The sequence below is a fragment of the Streptomyces sp. NPDC039423 genome (assembly GCF_055598725.1).
The window spans coordinates 115,429-138,274 of the sequence record NZ_JBVKAH010000003.1; the positions used below are offsets into that span (position 1 = coordinate 115,429).

The following is a 22,846-nucleotide window of genomic DNA, read 5'->3' on the forward strand; positions in this document are numbered from 1 at the left end:
TGAAACCCCAGGATTGACTGCGACCGCGCACGGGATCACGATCGTTCGCAACGGGGCGGCAACCCGCCTCCCGCGCTCACGTACCCGGTCCGGAGGGGTGGAGCACGGCGGGAGCGCGGGTGCCGACCCCACCCGCCGGTGACGGAACCGGCGGGTGGCTGATCCGTCGGACGCCGCGACGACGCCTGGCGCGGGCCGGCGCCGTCGAAGGGGTGGCGGGGCCCGCGCGGGATGCCGGGGACGGAGCCGCCTGCCCGGCAAGAGATGATCACCTGGAAGCGGGGTCGGTACGCTCACAGCCATGGGACTGGACCTCACCGTGTTGATCGCCGACCCCTCATGGCTGGCGGAGGTCCCGCCCCAGGGGCGAGTGGCTCGGCTGAGGGACGCCTGGTACGCGGACGAGACGCGACTGTGGGACCACGGAGCGCCGCCGGTCACCAGCGGCTGGGTTTGGCCGCAAGGGCCGAACAGCGCGGTGTTCGCCCTGTACGAGTTCCGGGACACCCTTGGTTCGTTCAAAGCCCATTTCTGGGCCGGACAGCGGTGGGAAGCCGCCCGTGACCATGTCGACCCCACGCTGCGAAACGTGTTGGACACGTTCTTGCTCGGGCTCGTGTGGATCGGGCTGGACGGAGAAGCGGAGCAGACCGACACGGGGTTCTTCGGCGCGGACGACTACGGTGTCCTGCTGGCACTGTCGCCGGAGAGCGTGCGGGGCCTTGCCGCGGTCTGGCGTCGCGTACGCCCTCTTCTCAGCGGTATGGAGGGGGCCTTCAGCGCGCATGCCGCCCTCCCCGACGGGTGGGTGCACGACTTCGGCCGGTTCTCGGACCTGCTGACGCAGTGGGGCCATGTGCTGACCGAGGCGGCTGAACGCGGGTGGTGCGTCGTGGGGTTGAGCGAATAGCCCGCCGGTGATCCTCCGCGGTTTGCAGCGGCGCCGGGGGCCCGACCGGAACGTGCCCCTGAAGGAGCGGACCAGCATCGCGCCGCCGGTCGGCGCGGCTGCCGTGGTCCCGGACGAGGCCGGGCGGACTGTCAGTGGCTGGTGACAGGCTTGTCCGGGCTCGCGCACGGAGGGTCCGGCGTTGTCACGAGGCGAGGAGAGACATGGAAGACGTCATCGAGCGGATCCGGGCGGCCCACTATCCCGACTGGCCACTGATGGATCTCCCCGACGAGGCGTTCCTCGCACGGTTCGAGCGGGAGCACGGGATGACGCTGCCCGCGGGCCTCAAGGAGTTCCTGCTCCGTGTCAGCGATGTCGTCTGTGACGGTCCGTCACCGGTGACCGTCACGGATCCGTTGCTGGAAACCCACCTGCCGGACCTCGCGGCCCTGGCCTGGGAGCAGGGGGTCCCGCGCGACCTGGTGGCCCTTTGCCAGGACGAGAGTCTCTTCTGGCTGGTCGCGCCGGACAGCACGGTCGTCGTCTGGTCGTGCGACACGTACGGCTTGACCGAGGACCGCTGGGACTCCGTGTGGCACTGGGCGCGCGACGTCTGGCTCGGGCCCTGATGCCCGGGAGCCGCCGCCGGTGGAGGCCGCGTTCGCGGGGGCTGCTGCTCGGGCGCTAGGCGACGAGGGCGGCGACCACCTTGTCGGTCATGCGGGCGAGGAGTGCGGGGTCGGCGGGCGCCCGGCGCACGGTGGTGGCCCAGTACAGCGGGCCCGCCAGGAAGTCGAGGCACAGGTCCAGGTCGGTGTCGGCGGGCAGTTCACCGCGCTGGACGGCCCGGTCCAGGAGGGCACCGACCTTGGCGCGGCGGCCCTCGCCGATCCGCTCGCCGAGCGTGGTGGCGATGCCGGGGTGGTAGGAGCGGGCGGCCAGCAGGTCGGGAAGGATCCGCGCGACCAGCGGGTGCCGTAGCGCCTGGTCGGTCTCGGTCAGGTAGGCCAGCACGTCGCCGCGCAGACTGCCGGTGTCGGGCGTGTCCGCGGCGGTGACCGAGACCTGGACGACGAGGTCGATGGTCATGGCTTCCTTGGACGGCCAGCGCCGGTAGATGGCGGCCTTGCCCGTGCCGGCCCGGCGGGCGACGGCCTCCAGGGACAGTTTCCCGTACCCGACTTCGGCGAGTTCCTCGAAGAAGGCGGTACGGAGGGCGTCGGTGACCGTGTCCTGGAGGACGGGGCCGCCGGCGGGGCGGGCGGAGGGTGGTCGGCTCATGCCGCCAGCATACCGAGACGGAACGGTTGCGTCTCGCCTTTGACGAGGAGTACGGTCACGATCAACCGAGACGGAACGGATCCGTCTCGTCTAGCGCGCTGGAGAGACAGCAGTGACGTTCCTTTTCCATGACGAGTCCTTCGACTTCGAGACCCTGCGCACCGCCTGCTTCGCCCCCTACGGCGGGGCTGACCTCGGTGAGGTCATCGTCACCGCGCGCGCCATCCCCGACGGCGACGAGGACGCCTGGTACGAGCAGTGGCGCGCCACCGCCGCCCGCGTCCACGCCCTGGGCGACGAGGCGCTGGCCGCCGGGCACCGCGTCAGCGCCCGCGAAGCCCTCCTCCGGGCGTCGAACTACTACCGCACCGCCGAGTTCTACCTGCGCGACGACCCGTTCGCCGACGACCGCGCCAAGGAGCTCTCGTCACTGGCGCGCGGCACGTTCGCCGTCGCCGCCTCGCTCCTGGACAGCCCGGTCGAGCCGGTCGCGATCCCGTACGAGGACACGACGTTGCCCGGCTACCTCTTCCTGGCGGACGACTCCGGCACCCCGCGACCGACCGTGATCTTCACCAGCGGCTTCGACTCCATCCTCGAGGAGGCCTACTTCGCCGTCGCCGCGGCCGCACTGCGCCGCGGCTACAACTGCCTGGCCTACGACGGTCCCGGCCAGGGCGCCGCCCTGCGCGACCAGCGCCTGTTCTTCCGGCCCGACTGGGAGGCGGTCCTCACCCCCGTGGTCGACTTCGCCCTCACCCGCCCCGAGATCCACCCCGGCCGGATCGCGCTGCACGGCTACAGCTTCGGCGGCCACCTGGTCGCCCGCGCCGCCGCCTTCGAACACCGGGCGGCGGCCCTCGTCCTCGACGGCGGGATCTACAGCTACTACGAGGCCACCACCCGCCTCCTTCCCGCGTGGCTGTTGCAGTGGGCCCTCGACGGCCGCGACGAGGAGGCCGAACACGCCCTGTCGCTCGCGCTGGCGGGCGACACGTCCTTGCGGTGGGCGCTGCGCAACGGCGCGTGGACCTTCGGCGCCGCATCGATCCCCGACTACGTACGCCGCTCACGCCCGTACACCCTGGACGGGGTAGCCCGGCGCATCACCACCCCGTCACTCGTCTTCGACCCGGACAACGACTTCGTCTTCAAGGGGGAACCCGCCCGGCTGCACCGGGAGTTGCGGTGCCCGAGCACCCTGGTCGCCCTGTCCGAGGCGGACGGAGCGGGCCAACACTGCGCCTACGGGGGCCGCTCCACCCTCCACCAGCACATGTACGACTGGCTCGACCGGGCCCTGTGACGTCTACCAGGTCCGTCCGTCCGGCAGGTCTCCCAGGCCCGGGGCGGACAGGTGCAGGACCTGGTAGCGCTCGGTCGCGTCCTGGTCCGGCGCGGAGGCGTCCGCCCACAGCACGAACCGCAGGAGCTGCCAGTGGTGCGGGTCGACCGCCAACGCGGCGGTGTGGACGCCGTCCTGGCGGGAGAGCCGCCGCACCTGCTCGGCCTCCCGGTCGATGAGCGCGGACAGACCTGTGCCGGTACCGTCCGCGTCGGCGTCGAGCGGTACGGGAGTGAGGCGGCGCGAGGCGGATGCGACGGGTGCCGTGCGGGCGGGTCCGGCGTGGCAGGAGATGCCCGTCCAGTGGCGGGCGACCGGCCGGCCGAAGTCCCGGACGATGTTCTGGAACCCGCCGCCGCCGACGAGGAAGCGGGCCATCGCGCCCGTGTCGTTCCACAGGTAGAACGGGGCGTACTGGTTGACCGGCGAGTCGTCGATGCCGCGTTCGCGGATGACGTAGGCCTTGAGCCCGAGGCCGGCGCGGTCGTCGAGGACGTGGCCGCCGTCGGCCACCCGCTTGCGGATGATGCCCATGTCGTAGTCGGCGGGCAGGGTGATCTCGTACTGCTTGGCGTACACGAAGGGTGCTGCCTTTCTTACCGGTTGGTCGGTGATGCGGCGGGTGGGGAGGCCGCCGTGACGACGGTGGCGGTGCGGGCGTCGCCATGGCCGCCGACCAGGAGATCCACCTCCTCGGCGACGAGCGCGGCGCGCTCCGCGCCCGCCGCCTCATGCGCGCCGCGCCGGCGGCCCACCGTCCGGGGCCGTCCGCCTGGAAGATGTCGAGGGATTCGCCTGGGGGCAATGCGTTCACCCGCCCCAGGCGGCGCTGCCCTGAGCCCGGCCGGCGGCCCCTCCCCCACGGTGGCGGCGTGGAAGAGGGGCCGGCCGGCGTCCCGTACGGGACTCAGCCGGTGACCTTCACGACGCCCGACGCGGTCGCGTCCGCGCCCCTCCCGTCCGCCGGCGCCGCGGTGAGACGCCAGGTGTACGCGCCGGGGGCGACCGGCGTCCCCGACTCGGACGTGCGGTCCCAGGTGACCCGTACCGCGCTGCGGGCGTCCGTGCCGGTCCAGGTGCGGACGACCTCACCGGTCGCGCGGCGGGTGAGCGTCACCTGCCAGGACGCCGCGGGCTTGCTGAGCCACCATGCGGCGGACCATTCACCGGCCGGTGTCCGGGGCGCGGTGGTACGGACGACGTCCAGTGGGGAGACCGCCTGCTGCGGTGCGGTGACGTGGACGGCGTCGTCAGTGCCGACCCAGGCCAGCTTCCCGGCCCGCGCGTCGAGGGTCCAGGTGGTGCCGCGTCCGTCGCCCCCGTCCGAGGGCTGCTTCAGGCCCGTGACGGTGCCCAGGTCGACCGTGCCGCCGTCCGCCTCCAGGGCGGTGAGGCGCACGTCGCCGGACGGGGTGCGGTGGGCGAGGAAGCGGTCGCCCAGGAGGACGCCGGACGCGGGGGCGGGGTAGGTGCGGCCGGTGGCGAGGTCGCGTACGCCGGCCGTGCCCTTGCCGACGCAGCTCCAGTACAGCAGGGTGCCGCTGTGCTGGAGTTCGTCGGGGACGCAGCCGGAACCGAGGGTGACGCTCCCCGCGACCTTTCCGGAGCGCAGGTTGACGACCTTCACCGTGCCGGGCGACTTCGGCGCCGGCTTGAACAACGTGTTCTGCTCCAGGACGGCGGCCTGTACGGGTTGTTCGCGGACGACACGGTCCCGGGCGGTGTCCACGACGTACTGCCGTCCGCCCGCCTCGTACAGGACGAACTCCGGCTCCGCGTCGACGATCCGGCCGTTCGTGCCCGGCAGCGGCAGGCTGTCCACCGGATGGCCGGGGTCGTCGCCGGTCACCAGCACATCGGTGCCGGTGCCGGCATCGGCGACCAGCCTGGCGAGTCCCTCGTCGGTGCCGTCCCGGAAGCGGCCGGCCTTCAGGCCCGGGAAGTCGGCGAGTGCGGCGCCGTCGGCCGGGTCGAGACCGGTGCCGACGTCCTCGCCGTGCAACGTCCGCTCGCCGGTGAGGGAGTTGAGGTAGCGGAGGCGCCCCCGGTCGAGGCCGAGTGCCTCGATCGCCCCGTCCGCCGTCTTGACCCGGGGCACTTGGCGCAGCGGGAGGTCGAAGACGAGCCCCGCGCCGTCCACGCTGTAGTGGTGCACGGCCCGCTTGCCGTCGGCGTCCTTGCCGAGCGCGACCAGCGAACCGGTGCCCTCGGAGCGGAGGAACGCCTGCTCGACGTCGCTCAGCAGGGTCCGCTCGGTCTCGGCGCCGTCGAAGGGGGTCAGGCGCAGCGGCCCGCCGCCGCCCTCATACCAGAGCACGTTGTCGCCCACGACGAAGGTGGTGACCGCGCTCTCGGGCGACCGGACGGGCAGCGGCACGACGCGCGGGGCGGACGTGCTGCCGAGCGGCATGATCCGCACACCCGTCTCGCCGTCGCGGGAGAACCAGCTGACCGTGCTGCGCGTGATGCGGAAGCTGCGGGCGGAACCGGTGACCGGCAGGGGGGCCACGTTGCCGTTGTAGGCGGTCAGGATGCCGTAGCCGGGGGTGCCGTCGGCGTTGCGGTAGCCGATGACGAGCTGGTTGTACTGGGCGCCGAGCAGTACGGGTTCGGCTCCGGTGGTGGCTCCGGCGGGCAGCTTGACGACGGGGTCGGCGGCCGGGTCCCCGCCGCGCGCCACGCGCAGCTCGTACGTTCCGTCGCCCCGGTCGACGGTGGCCAGCACCCAGCCGTTGGCCACGCGCGGGTTCAGATAGCCCGTCGGCACGCTGATGGTGTTGGTGAAGCGCGGGTCCTCGATGCCGACCCGCACGACGTCCGTTCCGCCGTCCTCGCGCGGCCGGGTGTAGACGACGCGGTCGTACTCGTCGTGTCCGCGCACGATGGCGTCCTCCGGGACGCCGTCGAGGGCCGGGACGGGCTTGGTGGTGCGGTTGTACGTCGTCGTCCAGAGGTAGCCGCCGCCCTCGCGGTGCAGCACGCCCTGGCTGCCGGTCGCCAGCACCGTCTCCGTGCCTTCGCCGTAGGCGTCGGGGGCGGGCAGGACGACCTCGGCCGGTCCCGACGCGCCGGACGTCACGGCGGCCGCCGCCGCTTCGGCCGCTTCGGCCGTGACCGGCAGGGCGGTTGTCAGTCCCGCCGCCAGGACGACGGCGATGGCGGTACGGCGGGTTCGCCGGGTACGGCTCGAACGGCTGGTTGCGCGCAGGTGATGGAACACCTGACCCCCCTCTTGTTAACCAATAACCTTACTCTTTGCGGTGTGAACTCGGTTAACCATACATAAGGGAGCGGGAGTTGTGCACGGGTTTCCGCACTCCTTTTCGTCGCAGGGCCGTGGCAACAGCGGTCGGGCCAGGCCGACTTGCCCGGCGAACCGCCGGGGCGGTCGTGGAATGCGGGACGTGTGCGGCACGTTGCAGCCGACGGGGGTGACGGGCATGGGGATCGCGGATGAGGCAGCAGCTCCGGCGCGGCTCGCTGTCGTTCCCGTCCACGCGCCGGTGGGTACGTCGGCTTCTCACCCGCGCCCGGCACCTCCGAACCGTACTCAGCGGAAGGAATCCCGATGTCCACCGATCGACGCACCATCACCAACCCGGGCACCCTGCACGACCCGACTCCGTACGGGTACAGCCACGCCGTCTCGTCGCCGGGCGACCTCGTCTTCATCGCCGGCCAGTACGCCTCCGACCCGACCGGAGCACCCGTACCCGGGGACTTCGCCGCGCAGGTCGAACTCTCGCTCACCCGTCTGCGAAATGCCCTGGAGGGCGTCGGGCTCGGCTTCGAGCACGTCGTCCGGCTCGGCACCTACATCGTCGACCACGAGCCCGGCAAGCTGGAGGTCCTCGGGAAGGCACTCCACGCCGCGTTCGGGGAGCGGCTGCCGGCGCAGACGCTGAGCGGGGTGGCCGCGCTCGCGCTGCCGGGAATGCTCTTCGAGATCGACGCGGTGGCGGTGCGCCCCGCCGCCTGACCTCCCCTCCGGGACACCGCATCCGGATCGCGTCGTCCCGTCATGGCCACGGTTCCCGGCGGGCGGGGCCGCCCCGGCCGCCGCGAACCCCATGTCGTCCCCGGCCGTCTTACGGTGACCAGGGACGGGCCGTGCGGATCCCGTCCTCGCCGGGGCCGACGAACACTCCGCCGCGGACGAGCTCGTGGCCTGCCTCAAGGGCGGGATACGTCTCCGCTTCCGCCCGGAACGGGCGGGGGACGAGGAGCCGCGAGGGAGCCGCCTGGAGAGGCGGACCGACGCTTAGAGGTCCTCACCGCGCCGCGGCGGCGTTCGATGCCTCACGGATGCGCGCCCCGGACCGGGCCCTCGACGTGCGAAGAGCGGGGCCTCCCTGACGGCAGGCCGACCTGGGGGAACGGTGGGCCGGGTGGCGGGTGACGCGATGACACAGCCGCGTATCCGACGTCCTCCCCCGTCCACGAGCCGGAAACAGCGCTGGCGTACGGTAGTTGGTCACACGGCGACGCTCGCCGAACGGAGCGGGGTATCGGGGCTGCCGTCCCCCCCGGCGTCCCGTACGGCATCGGCCGCACCTCATGATGTCCTGGAGACGAGGGGATGCGCCCCCTCCCCAGGATGTGATCATCTCCCTGGGCAGGACGGAGAGTGCAGCAGTGATCGGGACCGTGTTCCGCAGCGAGGACGTCCCCGCCGGCGAGCGGTTCGACCGCTGGCGGGAACTCATCGACCGCACCCGCGCGAACGAGGCAAGCAGCGACCACGCGGCCGACTTCCGCGCGGAGTTGCGGGTGACGGAGCTGGGACCGGTCACGGTCTGGCGGACGTCCTTCCCGCCCGTGCGCTTCCGGCGGAGCGCGCGAAGGGTGCGCCAGGCGGACTCCGAGTCCTATCACCTGTCCTTGCTGACGCACGGGCGGCTGACGCACAGCCGCGAGCGGGGAGGGACGACCACGGTGGGCGCCGACGACCTGATCGTCGACTCCAGTTGGCAGGCGTGCGAGGCCTCGGCGTTCGCCTCGGGCCAGGCGGCCGAGGGACGGCCGGGTGTCGTGGCCGGTGTGGGGGTGGACCTTCCCAAGAGCCTGCTCCCCCTGCCCCCACGCCAGGCGGAACGGCTCCTGGGGCACGGGTTGTCAGTACGGAACGGCACAGGGGCGCTCCTGGCGGACTTCCTCACCGGCCTGGAGCGGCAGGCCGACACCCTCCGGCCGGCCGACGCGGCCCGCTTGGGCACGGTCACGCTCGACCTGGTCGCGGCCTTCTTCGCCCACGCCCTGGACGCCGAGGCCGCCCTGCCGCCGGAGAGCCGGCACGAGGTGCTGGCCAGGCGCATCCGGACCTACATCGCTTGTGTACGGGTGGTCAATGACCAGCTGCCTTGAGGCACTACGCGGGAAATACCTTCGCCATGGAAACCTGGTCCCGGCATGATTCCCACCGTGCATGAAGACGAGGGCCATCGCGGGCGCGGGCGGTACACGCTGGCTGATGAGGAACACGGGCACGCCTGCGGCGTCTGCGCCGAGGTGGAAGGGCTGTTCGGGGAGCCCCAGCGGGGGACCTACGAGCTGTTCGGCTGGGTTCCACAGGCAGAAGTGCGCGGTTGGGTCGGCGACCGAGTGTGGCTGGTGCCGGACGATGAGACGCTCGATCCCTGGCTGCTGGAGGACGCGGAGAGCGTAGGCCAGCCCCGGGGGACTGACAGTCTCGTACTCACCGGCCTGGACGACTACGAAGGCCCGCCCGAGGGACACAGGGGCCGAGTTCGCGTGCACGACGGGCACCGCTGGCTGGGCGCCTGCCGAGAATTCGCCCGCGTCCTGCCGCCCGAACAGTCGGCGCCCCCGCTCGTCCTGCGGGGGCTCACCCAGGGTGATCAACTGCGGGCAGCACTGATGAAGGGCACCCGGCGGGCGCTGGACCTGGAGCAGGCCGCCTTGGAGATACAGGACGACCAGGGCGAGCCGCTCACCGAACGCCTGCTCTGGGTCAGAGTCAGCGCCTGGCGCCCATCCTCCTACGGGACGGACCGGATCGACCTGGAGCTCGACGGAGAGCTCTTCACGCCCGTTCCCGAATACGCCCGGCCCATCTGGGAGCGGTGGTTCACCGGACCGCCGGACACCCAGGGTGCCTGGGTCGGCCTCGACACCCGGCGCCGCGGAGCCTGGCTCGACCTCGTCCGAGAGCGGGCCTGCCGGCGCACCCACCGTGACCGGCCGGCCGGTTACGCCTACGAACTCGATGGCCGACACGTCACCGACGAACCGGGCCTCTACCTGGCGCTCGGCGAGGCGGTGAACGGGGCGGGTGGCTACTTCGGCGGCTGTCTTGCCGCAGTCGATGACTGCCTGCGTGGCACCTTCGGCTACACCGCCCCCGCAACGCTGCTCTGGCGGGACGCTGCGACCGCACGCAATCACCTGTCCCAGACCCTGGCACCTGACGGCCAGCCCTACGACCTGTTCGGCGTGGTCCTCGAGGTCCTGGCCGAGGGCGGCATGCACGTCACCTTGGCTTGATCTACGGTCCGCCCGCCGAGCATCGACCATGTCCGGACAGTTTCCAACCACTTGTGCGCCGAGTCATTGACAGCAATGCCGTACGGTCCGTGAGTGTTGCGGCTTGGAACCTGGTCAACCCACTTCACCAGTAGAGATCTGCCTGAGTCGGCAGAGCCAGCTGGCTACCTGCGCCTTCCCCCTGCGGAGTGGGAGCGATGGCTGGATGACCTGGGCATTCCCGAACGCCGTAGCTTCTCTCACCGACCTTCGCCTACGACGTCCACCTCAACTCGTACTTCCATCGGGTGGACTTCCTGGAGGGCCCGCTCAACAGCCAGAACAACAGAGCGTCTGCTTTGGCGCGGTTCTTGAACTTCCTGCACTCCAACCGAGGCGGGAAGGGCTGGCAGGACGCTACCGAGGCGGATCACCTCGCCTACCACCACTGGCGTCGACGTGACGTGCGCGGGCCCAGGGTCGACGGTGGTACGTGGAGCCAGGAGGTCTCACATCTCCAGCAGTTCTACCTGCACGCTGTGTCGAAGGGCTGGGTCAGCGAGGTTCCCATCCCGCAGCGAGCACCCAGGGAGTGGTCCGGCCACCAGGTGCCAGGCCCACGCCGGCCGGAAGGTCAGTCCGTACCGGCCACCTACGCCCATGACGAGGGTGGCGAGCGCATCGAGTGGTTGCCGACCGCCTCATACCGCCGCTGGCGGGACGTCGGGGTGCGGGGCTACGGGCTCGACGGTCGTCCGCGGGCCGAGTTCCGAGGGCGCTGGAGCGAACGCAATGCCACATTCTGCGACTGCATGGTCCGCACCGGACTGCGCCTGTCCGAGCAGGCCCACCTTGTCGAATGGGAAGTGCCCACCGGACCCGGGCCGACGGGCTACAGCAGGTTCTGGCTCCCTGGCGCGATCGCCAAGCGGCACTCAGCCGGATGGTTCTATGTTCCGGCCTCGGTCCGGAGGGATCTGACCGACTACGCCGTGCACGACCGCGCCGCGGTAGTGGAGGAGGCACAGGCCGACGGCCGTTACGGGAGGATTCGTCGCCCGCTGATCGTCGAGGACCGCGCCAGGGCGAACACCGCCCGCTACACCACCGGCGCGCTGGCCGGGCGACTCCTGGATGTCCGACTCCTGGGCCCGGCCGAACGCCGACGGCTGCTCGTGGAAACGGAGGCGGGGCTGGAGCCAGCTCTGTTCTGGCTTGGTGAGAGCGGTATGCCGCTGGCGGTGTCCACCTGGAAGGACATGTTCACCACCGCCAACCAGCGGTGCGCTGAGCTGGGGCTGGACCTGGCAGCTCACGCCCATCTTCTGAGGCATACCTTCGCCGTCATCACCCTCGAACAGCTGCAGCGCGGACACATCGCTGCCTTGGGCTCCCTCAACCTAGCTCAGCGCCTGCACTACGTCCGGATCTTCGGCGACCCCCTGGACTGGGTCCGCCGACGACTCCGACACGCCTCGGTGCTGAGCACCTTGATCTATCTGCACGCCCTGCAGGAACTGGAGATGGAGACCCGGATGGCGCTGGTGCCCGACAGCTGGGAAGACGTGCGGGACACCGCCGTCAACGATCTCGGCGACGAGGATCCTCCTGCGGACCTGGGCGTCGCCGGGGTGAGCGGATGAGCCGCCGCGGCCGGGGCAGCACCGGGCCGGGGCGCGTGTCGGTCCTGCCCGACGGGGACTACGAGCCGCCATCTGAGAGCCGGCAGCGTGCCGGCGGCCTGATGGTCGAGTTCGCTGGGGATGACGGCCGTCGCAGGAGTTTCGACTTCAGCCGTCTGCCCGTGGTCGGCTGGCAGGGGTTCCTTGCTGAGGCGTTCGCCCATCGGACTGGTCCCGGCGGAGGGCTGCGGACGCTGGCGAGTGTCGACAACTGCTGGCGGTTGATCAGGGAGTGGGCTTACTTCCTGCAGAGCCTTGGCGGGATGGCCTCCACGCCGGAGGAGTTGTCCGAGGAGCATGTGCAGGCGTTCTTCGACGACACCGGGGGCACGGCCATGGGCCGCTATCTGCTGCAGGCGGAGATCCGTACGCTCTTGTCGGAGCAGCGCTTGACCGGACGCATCCCCGATGCGGCCATGAGCGCGCTCAACCGCACGATTCCCAAGCCCATCGGCACACCGGTGGGCGGCTACTCGAATGGGGAGTGGGACCGGCTGAGCGCGGCGGCTCGTGCGGACACCGCTCGCATCGCGCGGCGGATCCGAGCCTCGGAGGACCTGCTCCAGAGGTTTCGAACAGAACCAGGGACGCTCAGCGCGGCGGAGTGCGCCCGCGGCGAGCTCCTAGACGCCATGGCAAGGACCGGTGTGGTTCCCGCGTTCAGCGGAGGACCGGGAGATCGCGAGCGGCGCGATTTGGCGTCGCAGTTATTCGTGACCTGGCAGGACTTGGCGCCGATTCTGGTTCTGCTCGCGATCGTGTCCGCGCGCAACGGCGAGACCTTGAAGGAGTTGCCTTCCAAGCACCGGATGCTCGAGGGCCGCGCTGTCGAACTCGAGGTCATCAAGCGACGCCGCGGTCCCCGGCGCTGGTCCGAGACCGTGACCTGGGAAGTCGGTCCGCCAAGCCGGGAGCTGCACACGGTCGGAGGCGTCTACCTGTTGTTGCTGGAGCTGACCGCGCGGAGCCGCGCCATCTGCGGCTCATCGTCGGTCATCTGCTTGTGGCGCAATGGGAACAGGTCCGGCATCGCAGTCACGAAGGAGGAGCACTGGGCACCGTTCGAGCAAGCCCTGCGGAAGGGGCGGGGCGTCGAACCGGGCGCTTGGGCGAAGAGCCGGCACCCTCCTCTGCTGGCCGATCGCGACGATGACCGGCGTGAGCCTGCGCTGCTGCAGGTCTCGTTCAACCGGATCAAGACCACCGCCGACGCCCGGCGGACCAAGCAGATGGGCGGACATCTGCCCTCGGCGGCGAAGACGAACACCGCGCAGGTGCTGTTCACCAACTACCTGGCTGCGGATGAGACGACCCGCGAATGGGCCGAGGAGGTCATGGCTGAAGCCTTGGTCGACGCTGAGCAGGCGGCTGTCCAGGCCCACCAGGCCGCCCTGAAGGCGAGGGGCGGGGAGCCCACCGTCATCCCTGGGCCCGCGACACCCGGAGACCTAGGCAAAGCCGGCCTGAACGAGGCGTCCGCCCAGGACCTGGCCAGCGGCAGCTTGGACGCCGCCTGGACCGCCTGCGCGGATCACGGCCGCCACCCGGTCAGCGGGACTACCTGCGAAGATTCCTTCCTGGACTGCTTCCACTGTGGAAACTGCCTGGTCACCCGTGACCACCTGCCCCGGATGGTCGCACTGACCGACGCGCTGCTGAGGCGCAGGCGGCAGATGCGTGACTCGGAGGTGAAACACCTCCGCCGCGGGTGCCTGCAGACCCAGCGAGACGAGGACGGCAACCCCTACCGCTGGAAGCTCCACAGCCTCGCCTTCAAAGGGGAACGAGACACAGCTGGCGTCCCAGCGACCTGGATCGTCGGGGAACCCGTCGCCCGCGCCGTCAAGGTGCTGGAAGCTCTCCAGCGACCAGCAGTGGACTACCTCTTCTACGTTCTCGGCGACGGCCCGCGGACGCAGAAGGCGACGTTCGCCGCCATGACCGGCAATGCGACGAACCAGCAGCTCAACCGCTTCGTCACATGGATCAACGACTACTGCACTGACAAGGGGCGATCTGACTTCGTCCCGAATGTCAACAAGATGGTCTTCCGTCTCAAGACGAGTCATTTCCGCCGCACCCTCGCCTGGTTCGTCGCTCGCCGCCCCGGCGGGGTCATCGCCGGGGCGCTGCAATACCGACACCACAGCATCCAGATGTTCGAGGGCTATGCCGGCACCAGCGACTCCGGCTTCAGAGCAGAAGTGGAAAGCGAGCAGGCGCTCAGCCGCGGAGAGTTCTACACGGAGAAGATCGAGGCACACGAACACACCGACTTCATGGGCCCCGCCGCAGAGGAAGTCGCCGCGCGCTTGCAGGACTTCGGCGAACGTGCTCAGTTCCAAGGTCAGCTCGCGCTCTCCAAGAATCGCCTACTTCGGATCATGCGGCGCCATGATCCCGGCGTTTATCCCGGGACCTACATCACCTGCGTCCACGACCCAGCCAAGGCGCTCTGCGAGAAGGCGCGGCGCGGCCGCGGCGAAGGGCTCCCTGAACACGGCGGCTGCCAGCCCTTGGCCTGCCGCAACGTGGCCCTCACCGTCGAAAACACGCAAGCATGGAAGCGAGAACTCGACAGGATCGGGCGGCGGCTCACGTCCCGCCCCCTCCTGCCCCCGCTGGTCGCTCACCGCCTCAACCAGCACCGAGCTGAGATCACGCAGTTCCTGTTCAGCAACGGAATCTCGGTGACCGCCCCGTGACCTTTCCGGACCAGGACCTCCCGCACGCACTCGTCCGCAAGCGCATGGAGGAGATGCTGGCCGCCTGCCGCGACGCCAACCGTCGACCGAGCGTCCTCGCATTTGCCCGCAGCCTCGGCATGAGCAACACGACGTTCCGCCGGCGCTATCCCGACCTTGTCCAGGAGATCTCCACCCACCGAACGACCTCCAACGACGAAGGAGCGCGTGAGCCATCGGCCCAGGACACCCTGATCGCTCGCAACGCCAAGCTGCGGCGCCGCAACCGCGAACTCGCTGCCGCCCTTGGTCTCGCCGCTGCCCAGATCCAGTACGTCACTCTTGAGAACGCCCGGCTTCGGCAGGCCCTCGAAGCTCGAGAAGGGGTCACTCGGCTGAGCAGCCGACCGCGTCTCCGCTGAGCCACTTCGGGTGTCTGACCAGCCGTGGCTCAGATCGAGCGAGACGTAGCGGCCGGGGTCGTATCACTCAACCTGGGCTCTCAGGAGCCGAGTTGTCCTTCAGGGTCCCATTGCCGAGGGCTGCGGCTGTCTCGATGGTGTCCGCGATCATGCGGAGTTGGTGGATGAACCACGGCTTAGCGGTGGTGCGGAGGAAGCTTTCGTTGGGGAGCCGCCGGACACTGAGTGCTTGAGTTGGCCCCGCTGAGCGTCGTCGTTGCCCGCTCGGCAGTGTCCGGCTCTCTCACCCGTGTGCTGATAGGACGTCGCGGAGAGCGAGGGGGAAGCGGCCGGTCAGCTGGGTGTAGTCGTTTCGCACTCGATCCCAGCGCTGCTCGCGCACCGAGGCGAACATGGACGAAAAGGCGTAGAGCCACCAGGGATCCAGGTCGGTCGCCGCCATCTCGACACAGTACGTGTCAGCCGCGATGTCCACGTAGACGACAGGCGTCTCCCACGCCTCCGCCGCGATCGAGGCGATGCCTGCCAAGTCCACCGACTCGGGCCCCGTGATGTCATGGTGACGGCCGGTCGGCTCACCCACCGCGAGTGCGGCGAGGGCGCGGGCCACGTCCTCGCGCGCCACCAGGGAGATCCGGCCATCCGCTGCCGGGAGCCTCAGCAGCCCGGTCGCACGCGCTTCGGTGAGCCAGGCTTGGAAGAACTCGATGTAGAGCGAAGCCCTGGCGAACGAGCACGGGACACCGGAAGCCAGAAGTAGATCTTCGGTGAGCCGGTTGACCACGGCATAGCAGAACGGAGACGCTGCGTCGGCATCAACGCTGCTCAGCGCCGCGACATGGCCGACGCGCTCAGCCACCACGGCGGCGACAACGTTGCGGTGGTGCAGTAGCACCCGTGCATCGGGTCCGTCACTGGAGACGAAGACCAGAGTGTCCACGCCCTTCAGCGCCGCACGCAGAGCGGGCGGATCGGCGTAGTCGGCAACGGCGACCTCCACCTGCGGCGGCAACGCCTCGGCAGGCAGCTTCCGCCTGGTCATCGCTACGACGTCCACGTCGGCCCGGTCCGCGAGCAACTGCACCACCCGCTGGCCCAGGCTGCCCGCCGCCCCCGTCACCGCGATGCGCATCGTTGCCCCCGTCGCCTTGTCATCAGTCGCACGACCGTAGGCAGTCAAGCACGGCAGCGGCTCAGAAAGAGCGAGGCAGAACAGCAGATGGCCAAGGTTGACTGAGACACACAGCCCGATGACTTGGATAGACCGAGATTGCCGCCTTCAGCGAGACAGGTCATCCGCTGACGCCCCTTCTCCGGACCCAGACAACGGCGCAGGGTGGTCAACGGTCAATCGCGAACCCTGTCCACAACATGAGCCAGCACCTGCCCGACCCGGAGCTGACCCCCGGTTCCATCGCCGCCGCCCACCACATCTCCCTCAGCCATCTGCATCGCGTCTTCGGTGAGCAATCCCCGGGCGAGACGGTCGCCGCCCGGATCCGCTCCCAGCGGCTGGAGAAGATCCGCGCCGACCTGGCCGACCCCGCCCTGCGGACCAGTCCCATCCACGCTCTCGCCGCCCGGTGGGGCATGCCCCACGCCTCCCAGTTCACCCGGGCCTTCCGAGCCGCCTATGGCCTCTCCCCACGCGAATACCGTCAGCAGGCGATGTCCGAGCAGCACTGAGACGCGGCGGGCGCCCATCCACCCCGGACGGGCGCCCGCGCTCGCCCCACGGAGGCGCCGGTGGCGCCGGGGCGCAGCACTCGCACCGACCGGGGGCGGCTCATACGGGTTGCTCGGTCGTCGGTCCGCCCCGGACGGTACGGCGTCGTCGGTCCGCCCCGGACGGTACGGCGTCGTCGGTCCTTTCGGCTCAATCCTTCCCCGGCGGCGTGAACGCCGCGCGGTGAGCCGTGGCCCACTGGCGGAAGGTGCGGGGCGGCCTGCCGGTCACCTCCCGCACCGTCGGATAGACCTGGGACTCGTCCAGGGTGCCGTCACCGTAGAAGCTGAAGAACGCCCGGATGTACGGCTCCGGGACGCCCGCCGCGGCCATGTCGGCCCTGCCTTCCTCGTCCGAGAGGGCACGGAAGCGAAGGTCGCGGCCGAGGACTTCGGCCAGGACGGCCAATCGCTGGGCGGGGAGCAGCGGTTCGGGGCCGCTCAGAGGGAGGACGCGTTCCTCGTGGCCGGGGTCGAGCAGGGCACGGACGGCGACGGCGGCGATGTCGTACGGGTCGACCGACGCGACCGGCACCGCGCCGAAGGCGTCCCTCACGACATCGCCGGCGTTGAGCTGAGGGAGCCATCGCAGTGCGTTGGACATGAAGGCGTTGGGCCGCAGGAACGTCCAGGTGAGGCCCGACTCCCGGACCGCGGTCTCCGAACCGATCATGTACTCGGACAGGATGTTGCGGGTGTCGGTGGCAACGGTCGCGAGGCTGGAGAGCAGGACGACCCGTTGCACCCCCGCCAGGCGCATACGGGCCAGCAGCCCGGGCATGTCGCGGTAGCCGGGGAGCAGGAACACGCCCCGTACGCCGTCGAGGGCCGGCGCGAGAGAGTCGGGTTCGTTCAGGTCTCCGACGGTCTGTTCGGCCGGTACGTCGTCGGCCGGCCGTCTGACCAGTGCGCGAACCGGCTCTCCGGCGCGGGCCAGGGCCCGGACGACCTCGGCGCCGACGTTTCCGGTGGCTCCGGTGACGAGGATCATCGCAGCGTCCGGGCGAAGTGGGCGGCCACGGTGTCGACGGCGATCGTGACCTGGGGTTCGGAGTCGTAGAAGTCGAACTGGGTACCCCGCGTCCACAGGAGGTCGCCGGGGCCGGCGAGACCCGCGTGGAAGCGGCGGGCGCCCTCGGGGATGGCGGCGTCCTCGCTGTGGACGAGCAGGGTGGGCCGGTCGATCCGCGGGGCGAGGGCGATGGCGTCGTAAGTGAGCCAGTCCGCCCAGGACATGAGGGCGAACCGGTTGGGCCAGGCGGGGATGCCGCCGCGATCGGGGTTGAGGTAGAAGTCGATGGCGTACGGCATGGCCGCGCGTTCGTCGGTGGCGGAGACCACGGGCACGTACTCGACCTCGCCGGTCGTGTCGTAGCGGGCGCGGGCCTCCCGGCCGGTCTTGATGCGCCGGACGACGGCTTCCGCGCCGCCGTAGGCGGCTTCGCAGACGTCGGCGTCGTGCAGCCATGGGGCCACGAGGGCCAGCGAGCGGACCCGGGGGTCGTCGGCGGCATTGCCGGACATGTACATGGCGGCAGCGCAGATGCCGAGTGCGCCCAGCCGGTCGCCGTCGACCGCCTCATGAGCGGCCAGGAAGGTGAGCGCGTGGTGGATGTCGCGGACCTTGCGGGCCGGGTCTTCGACGTCCCGGGGCTCGCCCCCGGACTCGCCGAAGCCGCTGAAGTCGAAGGACAGCGCGGCGAATCCGCGGGAGGCGAGCCGTTCGGCGTATCGGTCGGCCATCAGTTCCTTGACGCTGGTCCACGTGCCGGCGACCACGATCCCGGGCAGCGGGCCCGCTCCGGGCTCCCGGGGGTCCGTGCTCTCCGGAAGGAACAGGTTGCCGGTCAGGGTCACGCCCTCGCTGTCGAAGGTGACCTTCTTCGTGTGTGTCATGCGTGCGTACTCCCACGTCGCTCGGGTGAGCGTGTTCGGTGTGTCGGTGGTGTCGAGGCCGGGTGAGTGGCCGGCTCCGGCGGCAGGGCCCCTCATCGCGCTCCGTCGCTCCAGACCTGGGTCATGACCACGCCGGTGATGCGCCACCCGTCGGGCGAGCGGGTCAGGTCGAAGCGGTACGTTCCGCCCAGCGTCCACAGGGAGCCGTCCCCCTTGCGGTGCGTGGCCTGGAAGGTGGCGTCGCACACGGCGTCGTCGCCGTCGACGGTGACCAGGTGGTTGCCGAGGAGGTGCTGGGTGGCGGCGTACGCCCCGAGGCCCGCCTGCCAGCCTGCGACGATCTGGGACGGAGTGAGGGCGACGGGCTCGCCGCCGTTGAGGCTGGTGTAGTCCAGCGTGGCCTCGTCGGCGAACACCCCGGCCAGCGCGTCCCAGGCGCGCTGGTCCGCGTACCAGGCCATACGATTGCAGGTGTCGATGACGTCCAGACGGTCCATGGTGATGATCCTTGGTTCGGGCCCGAGGCATGGGGGTGGGCCGGGCGGTGAGCACGACGCGCCGTGGGGCGTGTGCTGTAGCCCGCTGCGTGCTTTTCGATGATGGCGCGCGTGGCACGGTCCTGTGTTGTCGTCACGTCCACGGTTTGTCGACACCGCGTCTCACGAGATCGCGGAGGGAGCGGCCCGCCGCGGTCGGCGCCGGGCCCCGGGCCCGTAGGTGAGACGGCGCAGGACCGTTTCGGCGGGGCCGGGCAGGTCGCGGTCGTCCAGGCGAAGGGCGATCAGCACCGTGGCGAGCCAGACCGCCAGGGCGATCACGAGGACGACCGCCGTGGGGCTGGTGTGCTGCCCGGCGAGGTCGAGCGTGAAGGGCAGGAGGAGGACGAGCCAGGCCACCGACTGGAACAGGTAGCCCGACAGCGACCGGCGTCCCAGCGCGACGAGGGCGCGGACGACCACGGCACCGGGGCGGGTGACACGGGCGGCGACGAGCCCGAAGACCGCCACGTACCCGGGTCCGGCGAACATGCCGCTTCCGCCGTGGAGCAGGAGGGCCATGTGCGCCGTGGGCTCGTCGGCATGGAGCCACCCGGCGCCGATCAGCGCGGCCGGCAGCCCTCCGACGACCGCGATGCCGATGCCGACGACCGCGGTCCGGACGAGCAGGGCCCGGTGCCGGCCCGGTCGCTCGAGGATGCGTCGGCGGGCCGCCCACATGCCCAGCCAGGCGATGAGCACGAAGGGCAGCGTGGTCAGTGTGTGTCCTGGCCACTCGGCGAGCCGGTCGGCCAGCGAGTCGGCGTAGGAGGAGGCAGCGAGCGAGCCGACGTGGCCGACGGGGAGTGGCGCGTGGCCCGTGCCGGTGAGAAGTCCGCGGACGACCATGCCGCCGACGACGAGCAGTTCGACGAGCGAGAGCGCCCAGATCACGAGCACGATCCGGTGAAACCGGTCACCTCGGCGCAGCAGGAGCCACGTCATGGCGATGCAGACGATCCCGTAGGCACCGAGGAAGTCGCCGTAGTACAGCAGCACGGCGTGCGCGAAGCCGAGAACCGTGAGCCAGGCGCCGCGCCGGACCAGGAGGGCCCGTACCTGTCGGGGTGAGCTGCCGGACGCGCCCTGACGGCGGGCCAGTTGCACGATTCCGTAGCCGAACATCAAGGCGAACACCGGGTATCCGCGCGCATGGGCCAGCTCGAACAGTCCGAAGGTCAGGGCGCTTTCCCCGCCCTGTGGCGCGTTGTCGAAGCCGGGTTCGCCGGCGAATGCGACGCCGGCGGAGTTCGCCAGCGCGATGATCAGCAACATCGCTCCGCGCGCCAGGTCCGGCGCCAGGGCGCGTTCGGCACGTCGGACCGGGCCGCTCGGTGGGCGACCGGTGGTGTCCACAGGCATGACATCGTCCCCTCCTCAGGGTGCGGGGACACCCCCCGCATCTTTAATTTATCCCAGAAACTATCAGAGGCAAACTAATTAGGGGTCTGGCATGATGAAAGCGCACGCTTCGGGGCGTTGAGGGGACCATGACCAGCGAAGAGACCATTCCGGCACCACTGCGGCGGCTCTGGCGGCTCGCGGAGTCCTCACGCTTGGGCCGCCCCGCCGCCCTCGACGTCGATCGTGTGGTCGCCGCAGCCGTGGAGGCCGCCGACCGCGACGGCCTCGACGGCGTGACGCTCCCCAAGGTCGCCAAGAGCCTCGGGGTCACCGGGATGTCGCTCTACCGGCACGTCGGCTCGAAGGACGAACTCCTCACCCTCATGGGCGACCAGGCTCTCGGTACACCACCGCGCGTCGACGCCGGCGACTGGCGTACGGGACTGGACGCCTGGGCCCGCGCTCAGCGCGCCGTGTACCAGCAGCGTCCGTGGCTCGCCCACCTGCCGGTGAGCGGACCGCCCTCCGGGCCGCACCGGATCGCCTGGATGGAAGCCGCGTTGGCGATTCTGGCTCCCACCCCACTGGACTGGACGCACAAGATCGGTGCCCTCTCGCTCCTCGGCGGTTACGTCGTCCAGACGGTGCGACAGGACCACGAACTCGCCCGGGGCCGGGCCGATGGAGAACGACAGTCCGACGCCGAACGGGCCTACGGTCGCGCCCTGGCGAAACTCGTGGACCCCGAGCGCTTTCCGGAGACGGCGCGCCTGTTCTCGTCGGCACTCTTCGAGACAGGACCGGCGCACTCGTCCGACGCCGCGATCGGTGACGCCGACTTCACGGTCGGACTCGAACTGATCCTCGACGGCATCGCCGCCCGGATCGAATCGGCCGCCTCCCGATGATCCGCTGCTGAGCACCCGTCGCTACGGAGCGCCGGGCGAGGCTTCCGTCGTCCCGGCGGGAACGGGCATGGCGGCTCTCGCCGGGGGAAGCACACAGGTAACCGGCGCCGGGCACGGCTCGGGTACGACCCCGTGGGCGGAGGCATTTCTGTTGGACTGGCTGTTCATCGTGAAACCAGCGGACGGCGACTCCTCGGACAAGGACCGGATGCTGCACCTGGCCGAGACCGCGCCGCGTCGGTCGTGGTGCCTGTCGAGGTGGCGGCGCATGGTCCCCGGCGACCGCTTGTGGATCTACTTCGCCGCGCCGGTGCGGGAGGTCGCCGCCGTGGCCCACATCGAGGACGAGCCGTACGAGGTGGCCGGCAGCCCCCGCCAGCCGTGGCGGTTCACGGCGACGCTGCACCCGGCGGCGACGCGCCGCCTGCACCGGGACCCCGTCCCGCTCCACGTCCTGTCCAACCGGCACCCGCAGGGCGTCACCCGGGTGAAGGACGCGGACCTGCGACTGCTGCTGGACCACGCGGGACTGTAGCGCCCGCGACGGGCGCCGCCGGACGTGCACCCCACGTGCCGAGCGGCACGGAAGCGGCGCCGGCATCAGGCACCCGTCGGTAGGCCTCGGGGAAAACCCGTTGGGGGACCACAGCGGCCACTGCTGCCTTTCCGGAGGCCGTGCCGGAGAACGAGGAGGTGGTACCCGTGAACGCAGTATCGACATGGGTGCTCCCCTCCGGGGTCACGGTCGGGCGATAGGTCGCCCGGGAGCGCCGTTTCGGAGCACTCCCGAAAGGCACGACCATGCAGATCACTTCCGAACGCCGCCTCGACGACGGCGTCCTCGAACGCGAATTCACCCTCGGCCGGATCCCCGGCACTCTGTGGACGCCCGCGTCCGCCGCACCGGTCCCGCTGGTCCTGATGGCCCACAACAACGGGCTGCCGAAGGGGGATGCCCGGCTGATGGCCCGGGCCCGGCACTGCGCGGCGTACGGCTACGCGGTGGCCACCATCGACGCCGCCGGGTGCGGAGACCGGCCCCGTTCCGCCCTGGAGGAGCGTGCCCGGGCCGACCTCCGCCGGGCGATGCGGGCCGATCAGCCGGCCGACGAGATCTTCGAGTCCTTCGTCGCCCCGCTGGTCGAGAGGGCGGTCCCGGAATGGCGGGCCACCCTGGACGCCCTGCTTTCCTTGCCCGAGATCGGCGGCCCCGTCGGCTACTCGGGGTGGACCGCCGTCGGCATCCGGCTGGCGCTGGTGGAGCCGCGCATCGCGGCCGCCGGTTTCTTCGCCGGGGGGTACGTGCCCCGCGCCCAGCGCGCGGAGGCCCGGCGGCTCACCATCCCCCTGCTGTTCCTGGTGCAGTGGGACGACGAGGGGAACCCCCGGCAACGGGCCCTGGACCTGTTCGACGCCTTCGGCAGCAAGGAGAAGACGCTGCACGCCAACATGGGCGGGCACACCGGCACCCCGTGGTTCGAGGTGGACGACGGGAACCACTTCTTCGGCCGGCACTTGAGGTGAGGCCGGGCCGACCGCCCCGGTCGCGGCGGCGCCGGCCGCCGACGGTACCGCCGCGATCGGAGCGGCGCCCCATTGACGATGCCTCCAGGCCTCCGCCAATCGAACGAAGATTCGACTTGCTCTG

At 70.7% G+C, this 22,846-nt stretch carries 20 protein-coding genes and 1 pseudogene; 13 read left to right on the forward strand and 8 right to left on the reverse strand.

Annotation, left to right across the window (positions count from 1 at the left end; translation table 11 throughout):
• The first annotated feature begins 301 nt into the window (after nt 1-301).
• Both ACZ7LK_RS11175 and ACZ7LK_RS11180 read left to right on the forward strand, forming a co-directional pair.
• Complete coding sequence (locus ACZ7LK_RS11175) at nt 302-910, forward strand: hypothetical protein (RefSeq protein ID WP_392273148.1); 609 nt, start codon at nt 302-304, stop codon at nt 908-910.
• A gap of 203 nt (nt 911-1,113) precedes the next feature.
• A complete protein-coding gene (locus ACZ7LK_RS11180) occupies nt 1,114-1,521 on the forward strand; it encodes an SMI1/KNR4 family protein (protein ID WP_471139784.1) in 408 nt (135 codons plus the stop codon).
• Between the two features lie 55 nt (nt 1,522-1,576).
• On the opposite strand, the gene ACZ7LK_RS11185 is transcribed toward ACZ7LK_RS11180, so the two are convergent.
• On the reverse strand, nt 1,577-2,173 hold the full coding sequence (locus tag ACZ7LK_RS11185; RefSeq protein ID WP_392273146.1) for a TetR/AcrR family transcriptional regulator: 597 nt from the start codon (nt 2,171-2,173) through the stop codon (nt 1,577-1,579).
• 112 nt (nt 2,174-2,285) lie between these two features.
• Here ACZ7LK_RS11185 and ACZ7LK_RS11190 point away from each other — a divergent pair, with 112 nt between their 5' ends.
• Nucleotides 2,286-3,479 carry an alpha/beta hydrolase family protein gene (locus tag ACZ7LK_RS11190; protein WP_471139787.1) on the forward strand — a complete coding sequence of 398 codons (1,194 nt, stop codon included), beginning with the start codon at nt 2,286-2,288 and terminating at the stop codon, nt 3,477-3,479.
• Nucleotides 3,480-3,482: 3 nt separating this feature from the next.
• On the opposite strand, the gene ACZ7LK_RS11195 is transcribed toward ACZ7LK_RS11190, so the two are convergent.
• A complete protein-coding gene (locus ACZ7LK_RS11195) occupies nt 3,483-4,097 on the reverse strand; it encodes a DUF4865 family protein (protein ID WP_471139790.1) in 615 nt (204 codons plus the stop codon).
• A gap of 328 nt (nt 4,098-4,425) precedes the next feature.
• Complete coding sequence (locus ACZ7LK_RS11200; protein WP_471139793.1) at nt 4,426-6,738, reverse strand: FlgD immunoglobulin-like domain containing protein; 2,313 nt, start codon at nt 6,736-6,738, stop codon at nt 4,426-4,428.
• A gap of 348 nt (nt 6,739-7,086) precedes the next feature.
• Between ACZ7LK_RS11200 and ACZ7LK_RS11205 the strand changes: the two genes are divergently transcribed.
• The 6 genes from ACZ7LK_RS11205 (at nt 7,087) to ACZ7LK_RS11230 (ending at nt 14,789) form a co-directional block, all read left to right on the forward strand.
• A complete protein-coding gene (locus ACZ7LK_RS11205) occupies nt 7,087-7,497 on the forward strand; it encodes a RidA family protein (protein WP_392273141.1) in 411 nt (136 codons plus the stop codon).
• Between the two features lie 656 nt (nt 7,498-8,153).
• Nucleotides 8,154-8,882, forward strand: coding sequence for an AraC-like ligand-binding domain-containing protein (locus tag ACZ7LK_RS11210; RefSeq protein ID WP_471139796.1), 729 nt, complete (start codon nt 8,154-8,156; stop codon nt 8,880-8,882).
• A gap of 45 nt (nt 8,883-8,927) precedes the next feature.
• Nucleotides 8,928-10,022 (forward strand): barstar family protein, encoded by a 1,095-nt coding sequence (locus tag ACZ7LK_RS11215; protein ID WP_469462853.1) that lies wholly within the window; start codon nt 8,928-8,930, stop codon nt 10,020-10,022.
• 287 nt (nt 10,023-10,309) lie between these two features.
• Nucleotides 10,310-11,644 carry a tyrosine-type recombinase/integrase gene (locus ACZ7LK_RS11220; RefSeq protein WP_471139799.1) on the forward strand — a complete coding sequence of 445 codons (1,335 nt, stop codon included), beginning with the start codon at nt 10,310-10,312 and terminating at the stop codon, nt 11,642-11,644.
• Nucleotides 11,641-14,388: a hypothetical protein gene (locus ACZ7LK_RS11225; protein ID WP_471139802.1), complete on the forward strand. Its 2,748-nt coding sequence runs from the start codon at nt 11,641-11,643 to the stop codon at nt 14,386-14,388. The genes ACZ7LK_RS11220 and ACZ7LK_RS11225 overlap by 4 nt, the downstream gene beginning before the upstream one ends.
• Nucleotides 14,385-14,789 (forward strand): hypothetical protein, encoded by a 405-nt coding sequence (locus ACZ7LK_RS11230; protein WP_469462846.1) that lies wholly within the window; start codon nt 14,385-14,387, stop codon nt 14,787-14,789. Before ACZ7LK_RS11225 ends, ACZ7LK_RS11230 begins: the two co-directional genes overlap by 4 nt.
• A gap of 283 nt (nt 14,790-15,072) precedes the next feature.
• Here ACZ7LK_RS11230 and ACZ7LK_RS11235 read toward each other — a convergent pair whose 3' ends face one another.
• The gene (locus ACZ7LK_RS11235) at nt 15,073-15,921 is read right to left on the reverse strand and encodes an NAD(P)H-binding protein (RefSeq protein ID WP_469462844.1); all 849 of its coding nucleotides are present in this window, start codon (nt 15,919-15,921) and stop codon (nt 15,073-15,075) included.
• A 245-nt stretch (nt 15,922-16,166) separates the two neighbouring features.
• On the opposite strand from ACZ7LK_RS11235, the pseudogene ACZ7LK_RS11240 reads away from it, so the two are divergent.
• Nucleotides 16,167-16,475, forward strand: a pseudogene (locus ACZ7LK_RS11240) (helix-turn-helix transcriptional regulator); the annotation flags it as partial.
• Nucleotides 16,476-16,665: 190 nt separating this feature from the next.
• Here ACZ7LK_RS11240 and ACZ7LK_RS11245 read toward each other — a convergent pair.
• From ACZ7LK_RS11245 to ACZ7LK_RS11260, 4 genes are all read right to left on the reverse strand, one after another.
• On the reverse strand, nt 16,666-17,505 hold the full coding sequence (locus ACZ7LK_RS11245) for an NAD(P)H-binding protein (protein WP_392273139.1): 840 nt from the start codon (nt 17,503-17,505) through the stop codon (nt 16,666-16,668).
• Nucleotides 17,502-18,410 carry an alpha/beta hydrolase gene (locus ACZ7LK_RS11250; protein ID WP_471139806.1) on the reverse strand — a complete coding sequence of 303 codons (909 nt, stop codon included), beginning with the start codon at nt 18,408-18,410 and terminating at the stop codon, nt 17,502-17,504. Before ACZ7LK_RS11250 ends, ACZ7LK_RS11245 begins: the two co-directional genes overlap by 4 nt.
• A gap of 92 nt (nt 18,411-18,502) precedes the next feature.
• Nucleotides 18,503-18,907, reverse strand: coding sequence for a nuclear transport factor 2 family protein (locus tag ACZ7LK_RS11255; RefSeq protein ID WP_469462841.1), 405 nt, complete (start codon nt 18,905-18,907; stop codon nt 18,503-18,505).
• 162 nt (nt 18,908-19,069) lie between these two features.
• Nucleotides 19,070-20,308 (reverse strand): DUF418 domain-containing protein, encoded by a 1,239-nt coding sequence (locus ACZ7LK_RS11260; RefSeq protein WP_471139810.1) that lies wholly within the window; start codon nt 20,306-20,308, stop codon nt 19,070-19,072.
• Between the two features lie 128 nt (nt 20,309-20,436).
• Here ACZ7LK_RS11260 and ACZ7LK_RS11265 point away from each other — a divergent pair, with 128 nt between their 5' ends.
• The 3 genes from ACZ7LK_RS11265 to ACZ7LK_RS11275 all read left to right on the forward strand — a co-directional run bounded on the left by ACZ7LK_RS11265 (nt 20,437) and on the right by ACZ7LK_RS11275 (nt 22,722).
• The gene (locus tag ACZ7LK_RS11265; RefSeq protein ID WP_469462837.1) at nt 20,437-21,198 is read left to right on the forward strand and encodes a TetR/AcrR family transcriptional regulator; all 762 of its coding nucleotides are present in this window, start codon (nt 20,437-20,439) and stop codon (nt 21,196-21,198) included.
• Between the two features lie 151 nt (nt 21,199-21,349).
• Nucleotides 21,350-21,733, forward strand: a complete 384-nt coding sequence (locus tag ACZ7LK_RS11270) for a hypothetical protein (RefSeq protein ID WP_471139813.1) — start codon at nt 21,350-21,352, stop codon at nt 21,731-21,733.
• A gap of 266 nt (nt 21,734-21,999) precedes the next feature.
• Nucleotides 22,000-22,722 carry a dienelactone hydrolase family protein gene (locus ACZ7LK_RS11275; protein WP_471139815.1) on the forward strand — a complete coding sequence of 241 codons (723 nt, stop codon included), beginning with the start codon at nt 22,000-22,002 and terminating at the stop codon, nt 22,720-22,722.
• Nucleotides 22,723-22,846 lie beyond the last annotated feature (124 nt).